The organism is Aquabacterium sp. (assembly GCF_036273115.1).
Lineage (GTDB): Bacteria > Pseudomonadota > Gammaproteobacteria > Burkholderiales > Burkholderiaceae_C > Aquabacterium.
The window spans coordinates 128982-149752 of the sequence record NZ_DASUIN010000001.1; the positions used below are offsets into that span (position 1 = coordinate 128982).

Genomic DNA, 20771 nt, shown 5'->3' on the forward strand with positions numbered 1-20771 from the left:
TGAGTGTGGGGCGCCATTGTCAGGCCAGGGACGCTATCGGCTGGGCAAGTTGTCTGATTTCCACTGAAAGTAGCCCTCCGCTCGCAATTGGCATGCCGGGCACTGGCCGCAGCCATAGCCCCAGGGGTGGCGCTGTTGGCGGTCGCCCAGGTAGCAGGTGTGCGTGTGTTCGATGATCAACTCATTGAGTGCATTGCCACCGATGTCGTCAGTCAGGGCCCAGGTTTGAGCCTTGGTCAGCCACATCAGGGGGGTCTCGACCGTCATTGGGGTGTCCAGGCCCAGGCTCATGGCCACCTGGAGGGCCTTGAGTGTGTTGTCGCGGCAGTCTGGGTATCCCGAGTAGTCGGTTTCGCACATGCCTCCCACCAGCACACTCAGCCCACGTCGGTAGGCCACCGAGGCGGCAAAGTTCAGAAACAGCAGGTTGCGACCTGGCACGAAGGTGTTGGGCAGCCCATTGGCTTGCATTTCGATGGCGCGCGACTCGGTCAGCGCCGTATCGGAAATCTGGCCCAGCAGTTTCAAGTCCAGCAGGTGATCGGGGCCCAGTTTGGCCGCCCACTCCGGCCGTAATTGGGCCAAGGCCTGGCGTATGGGCTCACGTCCATCCAGCTCAATTCGGTGACGTTGGCCGTAGTCGAAGCCGATGGTCTCAACCCGGGCGTAGCGCTCCAGCGCCCAAGCCAGACAGGCCGTGGAGTCTTGCCCACCAGAAAACACCACCAGAGCGGCGCGGGGATCGGTTGACATGGATGCCTTGGAGGACCGGTAAGACATGGTGAGGCTGCAACAAAGGGGGCGTCGAATCGACAAAAAATGACCTGAATAACCTGACTGTGCCCCTGCATTTGATCACGGGGTGGCTATGCGGTCGAAGCTAAGCGACAATAGAGGGTTTTCGAGAGCCCGACCTGCATTGTGCAGGTTCTTCAGGAACCGTTATGGCTGCTTTCAACCAAGAGACCGTCACCCACGTTCACCACTGGAACGACACGCTGTTCAGCTTCAAGACCACACGTGACCCCGCCTTGCGATTCGCCAGTGGCCACTTCGTGATGATCGGCCTCGAAGTCGACGGCAAGCCTCTGATGCGCGCCTACTCGATTGCCAGCGCCAATTACGAAGAACACCTCGAGTTCCTCAGCATCAAGGTGCCCAATGGCCCGCTCACCTCCCGCCTGCAGCACTTGAAGGTGGGCGACAAGATTCTGGTGAGCCGCAAGGCTGTGGGTACTTTGGTTGTAGATGACCTCAAGCCCGCCATGAACCTGTACCTGTTCGGTACCGGCACCGGCTTGGCGCCGTTCATGAGCATCATTCAAGACCCCTACACCTACGAGAAGTTCGAGAAGGTGGTGCTGGTGCACGGTGTGCGCACCGTCAGCGAGCTGGCCTATCACGACTTCATCACGCAAGAGCTGCCCGACCACGAACTGCTGGGCGAGCTCATTCGCGAGAAGCTGGTGTACTACCCGCTGGTGACCCGTGAAGAGTTCCGCAACCAGGGCCGCCTGACCGACCTGATCGAAAACGGCAAGATGGCCGCCGATCTGGGCATGGCCCCGCTGAACCCGCACACCGACCGCGCCATGATGTGCGGCAGCCCCTCCATGCTGACCGACCTGTGCAAGATCCTGGACGCCCGTGGCTTCCAGGTCTCGCCATCGCAAGGCGTGCCCGGCGACTATGTGATCGAGCGCGCATTCGTCGAGAAGTAATTTCTCCCCCTGTCACCTGGCGGCCTTGGGCTGCACAGGTTTCAAGAAGCCCCGGCCGTGTGACCCACTCCGGGGTTTTCGTTTTGGGCGCCACGAATCGAGCGATGCGCAGGCTTGATGGTCATGGCCTGGCGCACGGCCACCGCACGGGGGTGATCCCAGTACTTGTCGAAGAAGTAGTGCATCACGGTGTTGACCACGGGCTCGACAAAGGTCACCACGCCAGCAATGGTCACACTGCCCGTCAATGCATAGGTGACGGTGAACGATGTGGCCACATGCATGAGGCCGAAGGTTGCGGTTTTTGCCATGGTGGTCTCCTGGTGTGTGTCTGTGGATGCGATGAAGTGATTGTGCTGATCCAAGGTTGATTGGTCCAGTCAATCGAATAAATTGCGCTGATAGCATTTGCCCTTGCGGTGCCTTGCTGGTACCTTGCGCTTTTCTTCTTCTCGCCATCTGAAATGGGCTGATGGCGTGCGATTCAGAAATTCGACCAGGATGTGTGTATGAATCTGACTTCTTCTCGACGCCAAACCGGGCGTGTGCAGTGGTTGGCCTCGTGGGCGACCCCAATGGCTGCGTTGGTGGCCTATCTGGCTTTCTGGCCCACCGGCGTCGAGCCCGTGGCTTGGGATGCGCCGAAGGATGCTGGTTATGTGGGCGCTCACTCACCCAATGAACGATTGGCCGCGCTGCAGCAGGCGGCGTTGCCGGCGGGGCAGGAGGGCCCCGAGCACATCGTGGCTTACCAGGGGGCTCTGTATACAGGCTTGGCGCACGGTGAGGTGCTGAAATTCAGCCCAGACGGGCAGAACCAGTCGGTGGTGCTGAATACCGGTGGGCGACCGCTTGGCATCGACTTTGATGCACAGGGGCGCATGCTGGTGGCGGATGCTTTCAAGGGCCTGTTGCGTATCACGGGCCAGGGCGAGCAAGCCAAGGTCGAGACGCTGTTGACCCAGGTTGACCACCCGGAGGCGCAAGACCCTGTGCGCTATGCCGATGCCGTGAAAGTGGCCCCCGATGGCACCTTGTGGCTGACCGATGCCTCGCGCCGCTTCGGTGCGAAGGAATTGGGCAGCACCTTCGAAGCCAGCGTGCTCGACATCCTCGAGCACAGCTGCACCGGTCGCCTGATCGCGGTGGATCCGCAGTCCTTGAAGAGCCGTGTGGCTTTGACGGGCTTGTGCTTTCCCAATGGCGTGGCCGTCACCCCCGATGGTCGTACGCTGTTCCTGTCGGAAACAGGCAGCTACCGCATTCTCAAGCTCGACCTCGCGCGTTTGAGCGGTTTGGGGGCGACACCGGCGGTGGATCAGGCTTTGGCGCAAGGCGCAGCCATGGTGTTGGTGGATAACCTGCCGGGTTACCCCGACAACCTCATGCGCAGCGACAGCGGCCGTTTGTGGGTGGGGCTGACCAAACCTCGCAGCCCTTTGGTGGACAAGATGGCGGCATGGCCCGCCCTGCGTCAGGTGGTGTTGCGTTTGCCTCGCGCCTTGTGGCCTGTGCCCAAAGCGTATGGCCACGTGATCGCGTTTGACGAGCAGGGCCGGGTGGTGGATGACCTGCAAGATCCGAAGGGCGCTTATCCGGAAACCACCTCAGCCACCGAGGCAGACGGCAAGCTGTTCATTCAAAGCTTGCACGCGCGCAGCCTGGCCTGGTTGCCCTACTCAGGGAAGTAAATCAGGGCACACCATCAGGGAAGTAGGCGCCAGGCATCCCAGGCGGTCTTGAGGATCAGGGCGCCGACCACGCACAGAAACACCCCGCGCACAAAGCGCGTGCCATGTTTCAAAGCCAGGTGCGTGCCGATGGTGCTGCCAGCCACATTGGCCACGGCCATGGGCAATGACAGGGCCCAGGCCACATGGCCGTGGGGAATGAACCAGGCCAGCGAGGCCAGGTTGGTGGCGAAGTTCAGCCGCTTGGCCGCTGCGCTGGCGTGCAGGAAGTCCCACCCCAGGCCGCGCACCAGCGCAAACACGAAAAAGCTGCCGGTGCCTGGGCCAAATACGCCGTCGTAAAAGCCCACGGTGCCGCCCAGTGCGGTGGCCAGCACGGCCTCCTGGCGGGGCGTCCAATGGGGTGCATGGGTGTGCCCCATGTCTTTGCGCCACAGGGTGTAGACCCACACGGCGGCCAGCACCATGGGCAGGGCCACACGGAAACGCTGGGCAGGCACCTGGGTGGCCAGCCAGGCACCCACAACGCCCCCCAACATGGCAGCGGCCATGGCGCCCCACAAGCGGGCCGAGGGCAGTTTGACACGCTTGGCATACTGCCAGGCCGCCCAGCCCGTGCCCCAGATTGAGGCCGCTTTGTTGGTGCCCAGCAAGGTGGCGGGCAGGGCCTGGGGGAACAGGCCGAACAGCGACGGCACCATGATCAGGCCGCCGCCGCCCACGATGGCGTCAACCAGGCCGGCCAAAGTCGAAGCCGCCAACATCAGGCTGATGTTGACGGCGTTGAGGTCGAGGCTCAAAACAATCGGGGCTGAATTCAGGTGCGGATTTCGCCCTGGCCCAGCACCACGAACTTCATCGAGGTCAGTCCTTCCAGACCGACGGGGCCACGGGCGTGGAACTTGTCGGTGCTGATGCCGATTTCAGCACCCAGGCCGTACTCAAACCCATCAGCGAAGCGGGTGGAGGCATTGATCATCACGCTGGCCGAATCGACCTCGCGAATGAAGCGCATGGCGTTGGGGTGGTTGGTGCTCAGGATCGAATCGGTGTGGTGCGAGCCGTAGCGGTTGATGTGCGCAATGGCCTCGTCGAGCGAGTCCACCACTTTCACGGCAATCACGGGGGCGAGGTATTCCTCGTACCAGTCTTGCTCGGTGGCGTCGACCACGTTCGCGCCGGGCACGTCGGCCAGAATGGCTTTGGCTCGGGCGTCTGCCCGCATTTCCACGCCCTTGTCGGCAAAGACCTTGCCAATGCGGGGCAGGAAGGCAGCGGCTTGCTTCGCATGCACCAGCAGCGACTCGGTCGCATTGCAGGGGCTGTACTTTTGCGTTTTCGCGTTGTCGGTCACCTTCACGGCCAGGTCCAGGTCGACTTCGCTGTCGACATAGGTGTGGCAGTTGCCATCGAGGTGCTTGATGACCGGCACGCGGGCTTCGGCGCTGATGCGCTCGATCAGGCCCTTGCCTCCGCGGGGAATGATCACGTCGACATATTGCGGCATGGTGATGAGCTGGCCCACAGCGGCACGGTCGGTGGTCTGCACCAGCTGCACGGCATTGGCAGGCAGCCCGGCTTCGATCAGCGCGGCTTGTACCAGTTTCCACAAGGCCAGATTCGAGTGAATGGCTTCTGACCCGCCGCGCAGCACGCAGGCGTTGCCACTCTTGATGGCCAGCGACGCGGCTTCGATGGTGACGTTGGGGCGCGACTCGTAGATCATGCCGAACACGCCGATGGGCACCCGCATCTGGCCGACGCTGATGCCAGTGGGGCGGCGGCGCACATTGGTGATCTCGCCAATCGGGTCGGGCAGGGCGGCGACTTGTTCGCAGCTTTCTGCCATGGTGGCGATGACCTTGTCGGTCAGGCGCAGGCGATCGACCATGGGCGCCGACAGGCCGTTCTTTTCTGCGGCAATGACGTCGGCTTCGTTGCGCGCTTTCAATTCACCGGCGTGTTGGCGAATCTGGCGAGCCAGGGCCAGCAGGGCGTTGTTTTTCGCGGCCGTCGAGGCGGCGGCCATCACGGTGGCGGCCACGCGGGCAGCTTGCCCGACGGCAGTCATGTACTGGTCAACCGGCAGCTTGGCGGCGTCGGGGGATGCAATCGAGGTGTTCATGAGGCAAGATTGTCTCAAACACTGAGCCACCATGCAGCATCAGGTCATCCACATTCATCCTTCGGCCCCTCCGAAACCGCCAGAAGGCGCCCCCTGCAATGGTTGCGGGGTGTGCTGCCTGGCGGAACCGTGCCCTCTGGGCGTGGTGGTCAGCCGACGCTGGAGCGGGGCGTGCCGGGCATTGGTTTGGTCGCAGGAGGCGGGGCGCTACCACTGTGGCGTGCTGGCTCAGGCGTATGTGGGGGCTCGGCCTCGGGTGGATGGCCGAAAGGCGCCTTTATGGCGCCGCCTGTGGTGGCGTTGGGTGCACCGCATGATTGCAGCCGGTGTGGGGTGTGATGCGGCCTACGAAGCAGAAGCGGGCTAGGCGGCCCTGCGGGCTGAGTTTCTGGTTTGTTTGCGCCCGTTAAGACCCGTTTATGCCTTGATCGCAGCAGTGCCGCATTTCATAGCATGGAGCCATCCTTGAAGGAGGCTGCCATGCGCAAGAAGAAACTGCTTCAGAACACCCTGTTTGCTGCCATCGTGGCGTGCGCTGCGTACATGCTGCACTCGCAAACCGACGCCGAAGTGGCTGCCTTGTCGCAGTCCGTGGCTCAGGCTCAGGCCTGGTAAGGCGCCAGCCACCGCCCCTCAGCGCCAGCCGAACATCATCGAGCGGGCAATCAATCGCTTGAGAGGGGATAGGGCTCCCACCGCACCCAGGCCCAGGCCACGCACCGTGGCCAAGATGGGGGCCGGGTAGGTGAAGCTGCGGGCCAGGAAGTCGGTGGTGGCCAGCAGGGCCACCCGATCGGGCTGGCGGCGGCGCTCAAAGCGCCTCAGTGCACGTTGAATCCACAAGGCCTTGTCGCTGGCCGATTGGCACTGGGCCGGGCGCGCATCGCGCAAGGCGCTCAGCAGTTCATGCACGTCACGCATGCCCAGGTTGAAGCCTTGGCCCGCTACCGGGTGCAGGGTTTGGGCGGCATTGCCAATGCGCACAATGGCCCCATCGCTGACCAGGCGGCGATGGGCATTGAGCCCCAGAGGGAAACATTTCAAAGGCGACACAGCTGTGATGGGGCCCACGCGTGGGTGGAACAAGCTGTTGAGCACGGTCAGGCGTTGGGCGTCGTTCAATTCCTTGACGGGGTCGTCGCCCTGTTGAACACACCACACCAGGGCAGCGCGGGGGCCAGTGACGCCGTCCGCACTCACAGATCCAGCCGGCAGCGGCAGCAAGGCCGCTGGGCCTGATGGGGTGAAGCGTTCGTAAGCCACGCCGACAGGGGTGTCGGCGCTGAGCATGACGGTGCCCACCCAGGCCACTTGTTCGTAATCGCGACTCACGCCGTCGGGCCAGGTCAGCTTGGGTTGGTCGGCAAACACGCCACCTTCAGCCACCACGGCCAGGTCAAAGGACTCGGCGATGTCGGCGTCGATTTCTACGCCTTGCTCGGTGGGCTTGAGGCCTTTGACCGGGGTGCCAAAGCGCAAGCTGAGTTGCTGAGGGCGTTGAGCGCAGGCCGACTGCCAGGCTTGTTGCAACGGGGCAACGAGGGTGCCGTAGCTGAGCACTGCGCCGAGTTGGGGGACGCCCTGTTCGGTCGCGGTGATGCGGACCTCGGGTTGATCTTGTCCGGGCCACAACACGGTGGGCTGTTGTTGCGAGACATGGACCTCGCGAATGGCGGCGGTGGCGCCCCCCGCCTGGATGGTGTCCCACACGCCCATGCGCTGCAATTCCTGCACGGTGCCCAGCGACAAGGCCAGGGTCCGTGGGTCGCCGCTGACATCCTTGTCGGCCGGTCGCGCATCGAACACCGTGATGCGGGCATCAGGCAGAGCGCGTGCCGCTTGCAGTGCCAGACTCAGCCCAGCCGGGCCGGCTCCGACGATGGCCAGGGACACAGTGGGGGAAAAATCCAGTTGAGTGCTTGCGGAGGTCATGATGCAATGCAAAAAAAGCCGGCTTGATGCGGTGGCGTGCAGTCTATTTTCGCGCCGAAACCGAATGAAAAAAGTGGCGCTTTCTATAATCCGGCTTCCAGCCTCTCTGACTTGATCCCAGCGTGTCTTCCACTTCTACCCCTGCTGCAAGCTACCGCACCCTTGTTGCCTCGGACATGGCCGAGGTCGATCAGGTGATTCATCGCCGTCTGGCGTCGGAAGTGGTGCTGGTCAATCAGATCTCGCATTACATCGTCAACGCAGGGGGCAAGCGCGTTCGCCCCATGTTGCTGTTGTTGATTGCGCGTGCCTTGGGGTGCGACAGCCCTCAGCGCCATGAATTGGCCGCCGTGGTGGAGTTCATTCACACCGCCACCTTGTTGCACGACGATGTGGTGGACGAGTCCGACCTGCGTCGTGGGCGCAAAACGGCCAACGCCATGTTCGGCAATGCTGCCAGCGTGCTGGTGGGTGACTTCCTTTACTCGCGCGCCTTCCAGATGATGGTGTCGACCAACCGCCTGCGTGTGATGGAAGTGCTGGCCGATGCCACCAATGTGATCGCCGAAGGCGAGGTCTTGCAGTTGATGAACATGCACGACCCCGATATTTCTGTCGACGATTACCTCAAGGTCATTGAATACAAGACCGCCAAGCTGTTTGAAGCCAGCGCGCGCCTGGGCGCGGTGCTGATGGACGCATCGGCGGAAGTGGAAGAGGCGTGTGCTTCATATGGCCGTACCTTGGGCACGGCTTTCCAGCTGATCGATGACCTGCTGGACTACGAAGGCAGCACCGCCGAGCTGGGCAAGAACATTGGCGATGACTTGCGCGAAGGCAAGCCCACGTTGCCCTTGCTGGTGGCTATGCAACGCGGCACGCCCGAGCAAAGCCAACTGATTCGCGAGGCCATCATTCACGGTGAGGTCGAGCGCATGCCGCAAATCGTCGAGGTGGTGAAAGCCACCGGCGCACTGCAGGCCACGCGTGAGGCCGCGCAGGCGCAAGCCGAGTTGGCCAAGCAGTGTCTCAACGCCTTGCCGCCCTCCGAATTCCGGGACGCATTGCTACAATTGGCATTCGATTCGATCAATCGATCCTCGTGATCGCATCAACAGGCCTCGGGGTGTAGCTTAGCCTGGTAGAGCGCTACGTTCGGGACGTAGAGGCCGGAGGTTCGAATCCTCTCACCCCGACCAACTTCATTTTGCAAAGGGCTCTTCGTCTGGTACGAAGAGCCCTTTTGCTTTACTGTTGCTGCAGGCCTGTGCAGTCGCCCCTGTTTCCGCCATTCCGCTGGCCACACTGACGCCTTTTGGACAGTCCCGTAACCACTGGCATTGTGGTGCTCTTTTTCGTGAAAGTTTTCCTATTGGCAATCGGTAAGGTCTCGTTACACTGCCCAGCAGATCGAAGCCTTTTTTCATCTTCCGCAAAATCCATAGGAGAACTGACTTGACCATCCTGCGCACTCTGAAGCTGGCCGCCCTGGGCGTTGCCACCATGTTGTCGACTCAAGTGGTGCGGGCCGAAGGCCTGGAGCTCAGCAGCCCCGATATCAAAGTCAATGAGCCCATTCCAGCCGCTCAGGTCTTCAATGGTTTTGGCTGCACGGGTCAGAACATTTCGCCCGCACTGAACTGGAAAAACGCCCCGGCCGGTACCAAGAGCTTTGCTGTGATGGTGCACGACCCCGATGCGCCCACCGGTGGTGCCGGTTTCTGGCACTGGGTGGTGCTGAACCTGCCCGCGTCAACCACGGGTCTGCCGCGTGGCGCAGGCACGGTTGATGGCAAGGGCCTGCCTGCCGGTGCCAAGCAAATCACCACCGACTACGGCAACCCGGGTTGGGGTGGTCCTTGCCCACCCCAAGGCAGCGAACCTCACATGTATTACTTCACCGTGTACGCCTTGAAGGTGGACAAGCTGGACCTGCCGGCCAACGCCACCGCCTCGTTGGCCGGCTTCATGATCAACGCCAATGCCATCGACAAGGCTGTGATCACCGCGTTCTACAGCCGTTGATGGCCGGATGATCGGCCAGCAGGACTAGTCCTGTTGGTCAGGCTTGTGCTGTGTCAATGCCATGGGGGAAGAGGGTTTTGAGAATCGTTTCTCATGAACCCTCGTCCCCCCATCCAGATTCAGCCGGTTGCGCCGGCACCTCGCCCAGCCAAGGGCCCCGTCGTCTTGCCGCCTGATGCCCGCATCTGGCGGGCTCAGCGATTGTTGTGGGCCCCTCATCGGCTGGGCTTTTTTGCGGCCGCCTGTGTCATGGCCGCCGCGGCCCTTTGGTGGGCCTTCGAACTGTTGTGGCGGGTGTTGCCCATGCCGGCGCTGCATCATGCATCGATTGCCACGTTTTCGCATGCCCTGGTCATGAGTCTGGGCTTCCTGCCGCTGTTTTTCGTGGGCTTTCTGTTCACGGCCGGCCCCAAGTGGTTGCACATGCCAGAGGTGCCTGCACCCATCTTGGTCAAGCCTGTGGTGGCGTGTGTGCTGGGGTGGCTGGGCTTGCTCGTGGGAACGCACCTCGGTCAGCCTTTGGCTGCGGCCGGTGTGGCCTTGGCTGCAACGGGTTGGTCGGTGTTGAGTGGGCGATTTGCCTGGCTGGTGCACCGCAGCCTGGTGGCAGACCGTTTGCATGCGACCCTCATTGCTGTGTCGTGCGGTTTGGGCGCGGTGCTGATGTGGGTGGCGGCGCTGAGTTTGCTGTTTGACCAGATCGAGTGGGTACGGATGTGTGCCTACCTGGGCTTGTGGTGGTTTGTGGTGCCGGTGTACACCGCCGTGGCGCATCGCATGATCCCCTTCTTCACGGCGGCAGCGGTGCCTGTGCTCGATGGCTGGCGGCCCTACTGGCTGCTGTGGTCATTGCTGACGCTGGCCTGGTGGCATGGGGCCTGCGTGGTTCTGGACACCTTTGGCTGGTCGCAAAACGATGCAACGCTGCTGACCAGGGCCGCGGTATCGGCGGTGGCCGGTACCGGCGTGCTGGCGCTGGCGGTGCGATGGGGGTTGGTGCAGAGTCTCAAGATTCGGTTGCTGGCCATGTTGCACGTGGGCTTTGTGTGGTTGGGCGTGGCGTATGGGCTGGACGCGGTGTCGGCCTGCTTGCAAGTGGCGGGGCATGTGGGCCTCGGTCTGGCACCCTTGCATGCCTTGAGCATGGGGTTTCTGGGCAGCATCTTGCTGGCCATGGCCACCCGCGTCAGTTGTGGTCACAGCGGTCGCACGCTGACCGCCGATGATCTGGCTTGGGCCTTGTATGGTGTGTTGCAGTTGGCGGTGCTGGCGCGTATGGCCGCGGCGGTGTGGCCGCAGTACGGCGCAGGCATTCTCGTGGTGGCGGCCACACTGTGGGTGGTGGCCACGGGCGGCTGGGCATGGCGGTATGGCCGCTGGTATGGCTTGCCTCGGGTGGATGGCAAAGCGGGCTGATCAACGCAGCACAATGCGCAGGCCGGTGGTTCTCAGTTCGGCCAGCAGTGCCTCTGGTACCTGCTGTCTGACACGCCCCAGTTTCTGATGGGTGTCAGGGCTGGGTTGAAAGCCTTGTATCACCCATTCCTTTGCGCCCAGTTCCCGCAGGGTTTGCGCCAGTTGGCGCATCTGGGTATCGTCATGCAGATGCGGGTGATAAGTGGTGCGCAGCTCGTGGGCGATGCCTGATTGAATCATCTGAACCAGGCTGCGCCAGGCGGGGACACCGCTGCCGGGGACATCGGTCACGGCGGCGTACTGGGCCACATGGGCTTTCACATCGAAGCCCACCCAGTCGGTCAGCGGCAGCACCGCTGCCAGCCGGTCTGGGTACATGCCTGCGGTGTGCAGGCCCACTTTCAAACCCAGTTGCCGAACGGCCTGCATGACCTCAGGCAAGGCCCGGTCGAGGGTGGCTTCGCCTCCGCTGAACACGACACCATCGAGCAAGCCCTGGCGTTGTGCCAGTCTGTCGAGCAGCTTGGGCCACGACCATTGCCCCGTGTCGTCGCGAGACTGCAATTCGGGGTTGTGGCAGTAGTGGCAGCGCCAAGGGCAGCCCTGCACAAAGACCACCGAGGCCAGATGGTCTGGCCAGTCGGTGGTACTCAAAGGCACGAAGCCGCCCACTTGCAGCATGCTGCGCTCAGGCGGTTTCGCGCGCTTCAGGGCAAGCCGCCTTCTGGCTGCCTGTGCTGTCTTCGCGGAAGTACAGGCGCTCGGCAAACTCGCCTTTCTTGCCCGTGTTGAACGACGACACGGGGCGGTGGTAGCCCATCACGCGGGTCCAGATCTCGCAGCGTTGGCGTTCGCTATCGTGCAGCACGGGATGGACGGGGGCAGTGGTACGCAGGGGCATGGCAACTCCTTGTTGGCTTGGGTGGATGGGGAATCAGTGCGAGCCGCAGCACGAGCTGGGCCCGTTGGCGAGCTGTTTGCGGGCCAGGGCTTCTTCATCGCAACGCGGGCAGAACTCATGCTCGCCAGCGATGTAGCCGTGCTTGGGGCAGATCGAAAACGTCGGGGTGATGGTGATGTAAGGCAGGCGGAAGCGGCTCAGGGCGCGACGCACCAACTCCTTGCAGGCCTTGGCAGACGACACGCGTTCACCCAGGTAAAGGTGCAGCACTGTGCCGCCGGTGTATTTCGATTGCAGGGCTTCCTGGCGTTGCAGGGCTTCGAAGGGATCATCGCAAAAGCCCACGGGCAGTTGCGACGAGTTGGTGTAGTAGGGCATGTCGGCCGGGCCAGCCTGCAAGATGTCGGCAAAGCGCTTGCGGTCTTCCTTGGCAAAGCGGTAGGTGGTGCCTTCAGCGGGCGTGGCCTCAAGGTTGTAGAGGTGGCCGGTCTCTTCCTGAATCTCGACTATGCGAGCGCGAATGTGGTCCAGGAAGCGCAGGGCAAAGGCCTCGCCCCAGGGGGTGGTGATGTCTTCCAGATCGTCGGTGAAGTTGCGGATCATCTCGTTGATCCCGTTCACGCCGAGCGTAGAGAAATGGTTGCGCAAGGTACCCAAGTAGCGCTTGGTATAGGGGAACAGACCGTTGTCCATGTGCTGCTGGATGACCTTGCGCTTGATCTCCAGGCTGTTCTTGCCCAGCTCGATCAACTCGTCTGCACGGGCCAGCAAGGCTGCTTCATCGCCTTGGTACAGGTAACCCAAGCGGGCGCAGTTCAGGGTCACCACGCCCAATGAGCCCGTTTGCTCTGCCGACCCGAACAAGCCGTTGCCGCGCTTGAGCAACTCGCGTAGGTCCAACTGCAGGCGGCAGCACATCGATCGGATCATGTTGGGCTGCAAGTCCGAGTTCAAGAAGTTCTGGAAGTAGGGCAAGCCGTACTTGGCCGTCATCTCGAACAGGCGCTCGGTGTTGGGGTGCTCCCAGGCGAAGTCCTTGGTGATGTTGTAGGTGGGAATGGGAAAGGTGAAGGCACGGCCTTTGGCGTCGCCGTCCATCATCACGTCGATGTAGGCGCGGTTGATCATGTCCATTTCCACTTGCAGGTCGCCGTAGGCAAACGGCATTTCCTGGCCGGCAATCACGGGCACCTGTTCCTTCAAGTCGTCGGGGCAGACCCAGTCAAACGTCAGGTTGGTGAAAGGCGTTTGTGTGCCCCAGCGGGAAGGCACGTTCAGGTTGTAGACCAGCTCCTGAATGCATTGGCGCACCTGTTCATAGGCCAGCCCATCTTTGCGGATGTAAGGTGCCAGATAGGTGTCGAACGAACTGAAAGCCTGCGCGCCGGCCCATTCGTTTTGCAGCGTGCCCAGAAAGTTGACGATCTGCCCCACCGCGCTCGAAAGATGCTTGGGCGGCCCAGCTTCCACCTTGCCGGGTACACCATTGATGCCTTCGTGCAGCAAGGTGCGCAGTGACCAACCCGCGCAGTAGCCCGACAGCATGTCGAGGTCGTGGATGTGGATGTCGGCCTCGCGGTGGGCATGGCCAATTTCGGTGGGGTAGACATGGGTCAGCCAGTAGTTGGCAATGACCTTGCCCGACACGTTCAAGATCAAGCCGCCCAGCGAGTAGCCCTGGTTCGCGTTGGCGTTGACCCGCCAATCTTGCTGCGACAGGTATTCGTTCACCGACCGTTCTACGTCTACGGCGCAAGCCTTGTCTTGTCGCAGCGCCGAGCGGCGTTCGCGGTACACGATGTAGGCACGCGCCGTGTCGAAGTGACCCGCGTCGATCAGCGTGCGCTCGACTTGATCTTGCACCTGCTCCACCGTGGGCACCCGGCGTTGCAGCCGAGCCAGAACGGCCTGCGCCAGAGTGAGGGCGCGCGCGTCATCGAACTCGCCAGTGGCCTGGCCTGCGCAGGCAATGGCGTGGGTGATTTTGTCGAGGGTGAAACTGGCTGTGGCGCCGTTGCGCTTGATCACGGCCACCGGGTCGGTGCTGATGGGCATGGCTCGTCTCCTACTAGATATAGTGTTTTTCTTGCTTGAAAACACCATAGGTAGTGTTTGAGATCGAAATATCCCTACGGTTGATCCCCGTCAAAGTCCCAGTGATTCAATCGGGTTTCCACTCAACGCAGTTGAACGCGGCGTTCCCGTTCTTGTTCCAGAACAAGCGTGATGTCGTTTTCGGGCACACCCAGTGTGTGCAGCGCATAGCCCGACAACTGCAGCCCGGCCTCCAGCGTTTCGGGCACCACGGCCGTGGCGCCCACTTCGCGCAGTTCGCGCGCGTGCTGCTCGTCGCGTGAACGGGCGTAGATGGGCAACTCGGGGTAGGCCTGGCGCGCAGCGGTCACGGCATGCATGGCCGCAGAAGGCTGGTCCATGGTGATCAGCAGCGCGGCGGCGTGCTCGGTGTGCAGCTTGCGCAGCAGTTCGGAACGGGCCGCGTTGCCATAGAACACAGGCAAGCCCTGTGCGCGCAAGCGTGCGGCCACATGGGCATCGTGCTCAATGGCCACATAAGGCACGCCTTGTTGTTCGAGCACCTTGGCCAGCAGTTGGCCCACGCGGCCAAAGCCGGCAATGACCACGTGCCCGGCCAGCCCTTCGGGCAGGGCCTCGTCTCGTGTGGGGTGCGGCTGGGTGTCATCCAGGCGCTGGCCAATGACGTGGCCCAGGCGAGCCACCAACGGGGTCACCATCAAGCTCAGGCTGACCACCAGCAGCATGAACTGCGCGACCTCGGGTGGAATCAAATGCGCGGCTGCTGCATAGCCGACCACAATGAATGCGAACTCACCGCCTTGAGCCAGCAGCAAGCCACCTTCGATCGATTGGCCCCAGGTTCGTCCACCGACGCGGAAAATGCCGGTCACCACGGCGGCCTTGATGGTCAGCAGCCCCATCACCGACAGCAAGATCCACACATGGTTGCGGGCCACCTCTCGCAGGTCAATGCCCATGCCCACCGACATGAAGAACACCCCCATCAGCAAGCCCTTGAAGGGCTCGACGGTGACTTCCACCTCATGCCGATAGGGCGTTTCGGACAGCAGCAAGCCAGCCAGAAAAGCACCCAGTGCCATCGACAGCCCCGCGCGCGACGTGATCTCGGCTGTGCCCAGCGCGACCAGAAGCGTCAGGGCCATGAACACCTCGGGCTGGCGGCGGTGCGCAAACACACGAAACAGTGGGCTCACCACCCGCTTGCCCAGCAGGTAAATCAAGACCACGGCAGCCACTGACTTCAGCACGGTGCCGACAACCAGGGTCGTCACGCCTGACTGGGCTGGGCGCGTCAGCAGGTCCACCAAAATCAGAAGTGGCACCACGGCAAAGTCCTGCAGCATCAGAATCGAAAACGATGCCTGTCCGGTGGGGCTGGTCATGGCGCGTCGGTCTGTCAGCAGTTGCATGACCACGGCCGTGGAGGACAAGGACAGCACGAGGCCCAACATCAGGGCTACGCCAGCGGCGTTTCCAAACGCATAAGCCAAGGCGCCGATGATGGCGGCACTGATCAACACCTGAGCGGTGCCACCCAGGAACACCCAGCGGCGCAGCGCCCAGATGCGCTCGGGCGACACCTCCAGTCCGATCAGGAACATCAGAAAAATCACGCCCAGTTCTGCCAGGCTGTGCACCGAGGCACTGTCGGCAAAGGTCAGCAACTTGAGCGCAGGCCACTCGCTCACCCACAGGCCCAGGCCATTGGGCCCAGCGACCATGCCCATGACCAGAAAGCCCAGCACCTGATTGATGCGCAGGCGCTGCAGCAGGGGGATCAGGATGCCTGCCAGGATCAGGAACAGCAGGGCTTCATGCAGAAAGGGGAGGGGGCTGGTGTGCTCCATCGTGCTCCAACATAGTGCATGGTCTATTTTGCCTAGCGATCTGCATGCAACTGGCCGGAAAAGAGCGGTATCTTCGGGGCCGTTGGCTTGTTTGCCACGCCTCCAACCACAACCTCGAATGAATACTTCATCTTCCAGCGTCCAACCTGTGAGCTTCTGGCAAGCCTTTGCCTTCTGGCTCAAATTGGGCTTCATCAGCTTTGGCGGGCCAGCCGGGCAAATTGCCATCATGCACACCGAGTTGGTCGAGCGCCGCAAGTGGATCAGCGAAAAGCGCTTTCTGCATGCGCTGAACTACTGCATGGTCTTGCCCGGGCCGGAGGCGCAGCAACTGGCCACCTACATTGGCTGGCTCATGCACCGCACCTGGGGTGGCATTGTGGCGGGGGGGCTGTTTGTGTTGCCCTCGCTGTTCATCTTGATCTTCCTGTCCTGGCTTTACATCGCTTTTGGCGAAGTGCCGGCGGTAGCGGGGCTGTTTTACGGCATCAAGCCCGCGGTGGCCGCCATCGTGGTGCAAGCGGCGCATCGCATCGGCACGCGCGCCCTGAAAAACAATTGGCTGTGGTCGATTGCGGCCGCATCCTTTGTCGCCATCTTTGCGCTCAATGTGCCGTTTCCCGCCATCGTGGCGGCTGCGGCTGCGATTGGATACCTCGGTGGGCGTTTGGCGCCAGAGAAGTTCAAGGCCGGTGGCGGGCATGGGGCGGCCAAGCACTCATACGGTCCCGCCTTGATTGACGACGACACCCCTACGCCTGAGCACGCCCGCTTTCGCTGGAGTCGGTTGGCTCGGGTGGTGGCCATTGGCGTATTGCTGTGGCTGGTGCCCATGGGGCTGCTGTCTGGGGGGCTGGGGTGGGCACACCCCTTGACACAAATGGGATGGTTCTTCACCAAAGCCGCTTTGCTGACGTTTGGTGGGGCCTACGCGGTGCTGCCCTATGTGTACCAAGGGGCGGTCGGGCACTATGGCTGGCTCACCCCTAGCCAGATGATCGACGGCCTCGCCTTGGGGGAAACCACTCCGGGCCCGCTGATCATGGTCGTGTCGTTCGTGGGCTTTGTGGGGGGCTATGTCAAAGCCTTGTTTGGCCCTGACGCGCTCTTTCTTGCGGGCGCTACTGCGGCGGCACTGGTCACCTGGTTCACCTTCCTGCCCTCGTTCGTTTTCATTCTGGCGGGCGGGCCGCTGGTCGAATCGACTCATGATGATCTGAAGTTCACCGCTCCCCTGACGGCCATCACGGGCGCGGTGGTCGGCGTGATCCTGAATCTGGCCCTGTTTTTCGGCTACCACGTGTTGTGGCCGAACGGCTTCACGGGTCAGTTCGAGTGGATGTCTGCCCTGATTGCGGTGGCGGCCACGGTGGCGCTGTTTCGCTTTCAAATCAAGGTCACCCACGTGATTGCAGCGTGCGCTTTGGTGGGTCTGCTTTGGAAGGTTGTGGTGTCGCCAGCCCTGGTTGGCTGATGGCGGGCTGATCGCGTGGCCCGCCGATAATCCGGGCCATGCATTCCATGAGACCCGACATACAGGTCCTGCGTGCCATCGCGGTTCTGTCTGTCCTGATTTTTCATTTCAACTTGCCAGGCCTTGGCAAGGGCTTTCTCGGCGTCGACATCTTCTTTGTGATCTCGGGCTTTCTGATGTCCCGGGTCATCTTGGACAGCCTGGATCAGGCGTGCTTCAGCGCCAGCACGTTCTACCTTCGTCGTGCGCGCCGCTTGCTGCCGGCAGCGTGGGCCGCCTTGCTGCTGACCACGCTCGCTGCGCCCTGGGTCCTCGGGCCTGCTGCGCTGCGTGACTACGCGGCGCAACTTGGCGGGGCCATGAGCTTCAGCGCCAACATCGTGTTGTGGCTGCAAAGCGGCTACTTCGACAGCAGCGCTGACCTCAAGCCGCTGTTGCACACCTGGTCCCTGGCTCTGGAAGAGCAGTATTACTTCGTGCTGCCGTTGGTGTTGATCTGGGCTGGCCAGCGCTGGCGTGGGTGGATGCTGCTGGCCCTCGCCTTGGCCAGTGCGGGCCTGTGCCTGTGGCTGAACGATGAGGCGCCATCGGCCTCGTTCTACCTGTTGCCATCTCGCGCCTGGGAGTTGATGCTGGGGTCGCTGTGCGCTTTACCCGCGGTGCGTGCAAGGGTTCGGTCGCTGCCTGCGCGCCTCGACAGTGCCTGGCTGGCGCTGCCCATCATGGCCGGCAGCTTGATCTGGGGTTGGGACGAGGTCCACCCGCGTACCGATGCCTTGCTGGTCTGCCTCGCTACCGCCATTCTCATCCTTTGGCCCTCGGCCGCGCTCAACCGCAGCCACCTGGCCATGCGCGCCCTGGGCTGGGTGGGCGACGTGTCCTACTCGCTGTATCTGGTGCACTGGCCGGTGCTCGCCTTGGCGCGGCATGTGTGGCTGGATGGTCTGCCCGCTTCAGTGTCGTGGGCCTTGCTGGCGTTGACCTTCCCTCTGGCTTGGCTGTCCCATCGCTTGGTGGAGCAGCCTTTTCGCAAAGTGGACACCTGGCCGGCGCTGGGCCGCCAACTGTTGTGGCTGGGTGTGCCCTTGTTGGCCGCATGTGCGGTGCTGTTCTGGCGCATTCAGCAACCGGCGGGGCAGCAGTGGGCGCAGGCGCTGCAGCCCAACTTTGGCCTGGGCCCCAGTTGCGAGTTCGAAACGGCCTTCGCCCCCAAGCCTGGCTGTCAGACCCGCGAGCATGCTCATACCCTGGTTTGGGGTGACAGCTACGCCATGCACCTGATCGGCGGCATTCAGGCCTCTTCACCCCACGGGCAGGGCGTGATTCAGGCCACCCGCAGCGTCTGCGCACCCTTGTTGGACATGGCGCGCCTGATGCCCGATGACCCTGCTGATCGAGCCCGGCGCTGCCTGGCTTTCAACGAATCGGTGCTGCAATGGTTGGCTCATGCGCCCGAGGTCGAGTACGTGGTGCTGTCATCACGCTGGCAATACCTCTTTGATGATCCGGTGGTGAACGCGCAGGGCCAGTTCATCACCCCTGACGCAAACGAAATGGCCGCCTCTCTGGGCCGCACCGTGGCCCGATTGCATGCCTTGCACAAAAAGGTCGTGGTTGTGTCTCCACCCCCGTCACTCGGGTCGGATGTTGACCTGGGTGTGTGTGCCGAACGCCTGGGCATGGGTCTCTTGACGACCAGCGAGCGGGTTGACCAACGCTGCCGCTTTGCCTTGTCTGCCGCGCGCCAAAGCCAGTCGCAGGTCACCACGCTCATGGCCCTGTTTCCTGACCAGGCCGATGTGGAGGTCATAGACTTGGCCGATTTCAACTGCCACCAGGGGCGCTGTGAGAGTGTGATGGCGCAAACGCCGATCTACCGGGATGCGGGGCACCTCTCCCATGCGGGCTCAACCCGACTGGGTTTGCAAATGAACCTGGGGCAGCGGATCGTGCAGCAGGCGCATTGATTTCCTGGCGTAGTAGGCAAAAAAAATCCCAACCGGTGAGGGTTGGGATTTTTGGGTATTGGTGGGCCGGGGTCACTTGAATGTCGCCTTGAAACCACGATGGATAAAGGATGTTGTCTTGGTGTGGGGGTGCAGTTACCCGCAAAGTTACCCGCAACTTGATCCCGCTACCCCAACAACTGGTTGGCAAATGGGCGACGTTCATGAGCTATCACCGGAAAGCCAGGGGTGCAGTGTACGCGCCACATCCTCGCCTAATAACCATAACGACCATACAATTCCGCGCCTGATATAACGACCATCGTTAATCGACATTTGGCGGAAAAATTGGCGCCAATCGATCAACAGCAAATGTCCTACTTCGCAAGCGAAATTGGCAAAGAGACCCATTTGTAACCGTGCGCAATGCAGGCCATGTGTGCATAAATGGTTTCGACAACCCCCCTATGAAGGGCTTCAAAACTAGGCGGCGAGCGGGGTCCGAATTACCCTTGACGGGCCCCTCTCAGGAGGACCCGCAGCCACATGGGGAGCGTCCTCCTACACGTTACCCCCAAGACGCAGCAACGGACTTGACTCAAAATTTGCGGGGAGACCGGGGATATGGGGAGAAATTTGGCTAAGTCGTTGATGTGTTTGGAGTTTTTCTCTCCCCACATTTCGCGTTTACATATCCCCGGATGTGGGGATATGGGGAGAAAACCAACCTCAATCTGTCCACACAAGTCCAGTGAGCCCAGGCACCTCAAGGCCAGGGGCCGGTTCTCCTAAGTCTGGAGCAAGTAAACCGCCCCAAAACAAGCGCGAGACGTGCCCACCACGCGGCCCCCACCGCACCCGGCCCAAACGAGAAAGCCCCGCCAGGTGCCGGGCTGATGTGCGGGTGCTTGCTGTTCTGGCTGGATGTACAGGCAGGCAACGCCGTCAGAGGCTCAAGGCTCAGCTCCAGGGGTGCAGGGCTGATTCTGTGAGCTGGGGCAATGACAGGGCATCCAATGGGGCGGGAGACGTGCCCACCACGCGGCCCCCACCGCACCCGGCCCAAACGAAAAAGCCCGGCCAGGTGCCGGGCTGATGTGCGGGTGCTTGCTGTCCTGGCTGGATGTTCAGGCAGGCAACACCGGCAGAGGCTCAAGGCTCAGCACTAGGGGAGGAGGGCTCACGGCTGGGCGGATTGATGGCAACAAATCGACTGTAGAGACGCTGGATTTCAAGCATGGCCCCCAAGTACTCACCCACCCAGAGAGGAATAGGAGCATGACCCTTACGCCAACGCCATGCCGTGTTCGGCACAAGTCCTGCCTTCCGGGTAAAGTCCACAGCCTTCCAGCCAAGAGCGTGAAGAGCTTCGTCAAACTGCTCAGGCGTGATTGGCTCATGTCCTGGCGTGTCGTGGGGTGTGTCTGTCGCTTTCAATTCGGTGTTCCTTGCGGCTATCCAGTACGCTGCATGCAGCGTACCACATCGCATAAAGTAGATCAAACACTGCGAAAACTCTACTTTGGTTTACATAACGCCCGTTGTAGGAAGTACGGATTACAAGTTATGCACACCCCTATCGGCTTGAACTGCCGATGAATAAAGGGCCTCGCTTCTGTGCTTAAAAATTAAGCA

16 protein-coding genes, 1 tRNA gene and 1 pseudogene are annotated in these 20771 nt (G+C 61.9%); 10 read left to right on the plus strand and 8 right to left on the minus strand.

Annotated elements, in window-relative coordinates:
• Positions 1-33: 33 nt before the first annotated feature.
• A complete protein-coding gene (gene queC / locus VFW72_RS00605) occupies positions 34-753 on the minus strand; it encodes a 7-cyano-7-deazaguanine synthase QueC (protein WP_329672346.1) in 720 nt (239 codons plus the stop codon).
• Between the two features lie 191 nt (positions 754-944).
• Between queC and VFW72_RS00610 the strand changes: the two genes are divergently transcribed.
• Positions 945-1721, plus strand: a complete 777-nt coding sequence (locus tag VFW72_RS00610) for a ferredoxin--NADP reductase (protein WP_329672317.1) — start codon at positions 945-947, stop codon at positions 1719-1721.
• 41 nt (positions 1722-1762) lie between these two features.
• Here the strand turns inward: VFW72_RS00610 and VFW72_RS00615 are convergent, their stop codons facing one another.
• Positions 1763-2032 (minus strand): DUF2061 domain-containing protein, encoded by a 270-nt coding sequence (locus VFW72_RS00615; RefSeq protein ID WP_329672318.1) that lies wholly within the window; start codon positions 2030-2032, stop codon positions 1763-1765.
• A 198-nt stretch (positions 2033-2230) separates the two neighbouring features.
• Between VFW72_RS00615 and VFW72_RS00620 the strand changes: the two genes are divergently transcribed.
• Entirely contained in the window at positions 2231-3412 is a 1182-nt protein-coding gene (locus VFW72_RS00620; protein ID WP_329672319.1) for an SMP-30/gluconolactonase/LRE family protein, read from the plus strand.
• A 14-nt stretch (positions 3413-3426) separates the two neighbouring features.
• Here the strand turns inward: VFW72_RS00620 and VFW72_RS00625 are convergent, their stop codons facing one another.
• On the minus strand, positions 3427-4176 hold the full coding sequence (locus VFW72_RS00625; RefSeq protein WP_329672347.1) for a sulfite exporter TauE/SafE family protein: 750 nt from the start codon (positions 4174-4176) through the stop codon (positions 3427-3429).
• A gap of 53 nt (positions 4177-4229) precedes the next feature.
• Complete coding sequence (locus tag VFW72_RS00630; RefSeq protein WP_414638756.1) at positions 4230-5537, minus strand: glutamate-5-semialdehyde dehydrogenase; 1308 nt, start codon at positions 5535-5537, stop codon at positions 4230-4232.
• Positions 5538-5568: 31 nt separating this feature from the next.
• On the opposite strand from VFW72_RS00630, the gene VFW72_RS00635 reads away from it, so the two are divergent.
• Entirely contained in the window at positions 5569-5904 is a 336-nt protein-coding gene (locus tag VFW72_RS00635) for a hypothetical protein (RefSeq protein ID WP_329672320.1), read from the plus strand.
• A gap of 113 nt (positions 5905-6017) precedes the next feature.
• Positions 6018-6152, plus strand: a complete 135-nt coding sequence (locus VFW72_RS00640) for a hypothetical protein (RefSeq protein WP_329672321.1) — start codon at positions 6018-6020, stop codon at positions 6150-6152.
• An 18-nt stretch (positions 6153-6170) separates the two neighbouring features.
• On the opposite strand, the gene VFW72_RS00645 is transcribed toward VFW72_RS00640, so the two are convergent.
• Entirely contained in the window at positions 6171-7469 is a 1299-nt protein-coding gene (locus VFW72_RS00645; protein WP_329672322.1) for an FAD-dependent monooxygenase, read from the minus strand.
• A 122-nt stretch (positions 7470-7591) separates the two neighbouring features.
• Here VFW72_RS00645 and ispB point away from each other — a divergent pair, with 122 nt between their 5' ends.
• From ispB to VFW72_RS00665, 4 genes are all read left to right on the plus strand, one after another.
• Positions 7592-8575 (plus strand): octaprenyl diphosphate synthase, encoded by a 984-nt coding sequence (ispB, locus tag VFW72_RS00650; protein ID WP_329672323.1) that lies wholly within the window; start codon positions 7592-7594, stop codon positions 8573-8575.
• 16 nt (positions 8576-8591) lie between these two features.
• Positions 8592-8668 (plus strand) — tRNA-Pro (locus tag VFW72_RS00655).
• Positions 8669-8924: 256 nt separating this feature from the next.
• On the plus strand, positions 8925-9494 hold the full coding sequence (locus VFW72_RS00660) for a YbhB/YbcL family Raf kinase inhibitor-like protein (protein ID WP_329672324.1): 570 nt from the start codon (positions 8925-8927) through the stop codon (positions 9492-9494).
• A 93-nt stretch (positions 9495-9587) separates the two neighbouring features.
• Positions 9588-10910, plus strand: coding sequence for an NnrS family protein (locus tag VFW72_RS00665; protein ID WP_329672325.1), 1323 nt, complete (start codon positions 9588-9590; stop codon positions 10908-10910).
• On the opposite strand, the gene VFW72_RS00670 is transcribed toward VFW72_RS00665, so the two are convergent.
• From VFW72_RS00670 to VFW72_RS00680, 3 genes and pseudogenes are all read right to left on the minus strand, one after another.
• Positions 10911-11591, minus strand: coding sequence for an anaerobic ribonucleoside-triphosphate reductase activating protein (locus VFW72_RS00670; protein WP_329672326.1), 681 nt, complete (start codon positions 11589-11591; stop codon positions 10911-10913).
• Positions 11592-11598: 7 nt separating this feature from the next.
• Positions 11599-13914: pseudogene (locus VFW72_RS00675) on the minus strand (ribonucleoside triphosphate reductase).
• 74 nt (positions 13915-13988) lie between these two features.
• Positions 13989-15716 carry a monovalent cation:proton antiporter-2 (CPA2) family protein gene (locus VFW72_RS00680; RefSeq protein ID WP_329672327.1) on the minus strand — a complete coding sequence of 576 codons (1728 nt, stop codon included), beginning with the start codon at positions 15714-15716 and terminating at the stop codon, positions 13989-13991.
• 118 nt (positions 15717-15834) lie between these two features.
• On the opposite strand from VFW72_RS00680, the gene chrA reads away from it, so the two are divergent.
• Complete coding sequence (chrA, locus tag VFW72_RS00685) at positions 15835-17190, plus strand: chromate efflux transporter (protein WP_329672328.1); 1356 nt, start codon at positions 15835-15837, stop codon at positions 17188-17190.
• A gap of 38 nt (positions 17191-17228) precedes the next feature.
• Entirely contained in the window at positions 17229-19157 is a 1929-nt protein-coding gene (locus VFW72_RS00690) for an acyltransferase family protein (protein WP_329672329.1), read from the plus strand.
• Positions 19158-20771 lie beyond the last annotated feature (1614 nt).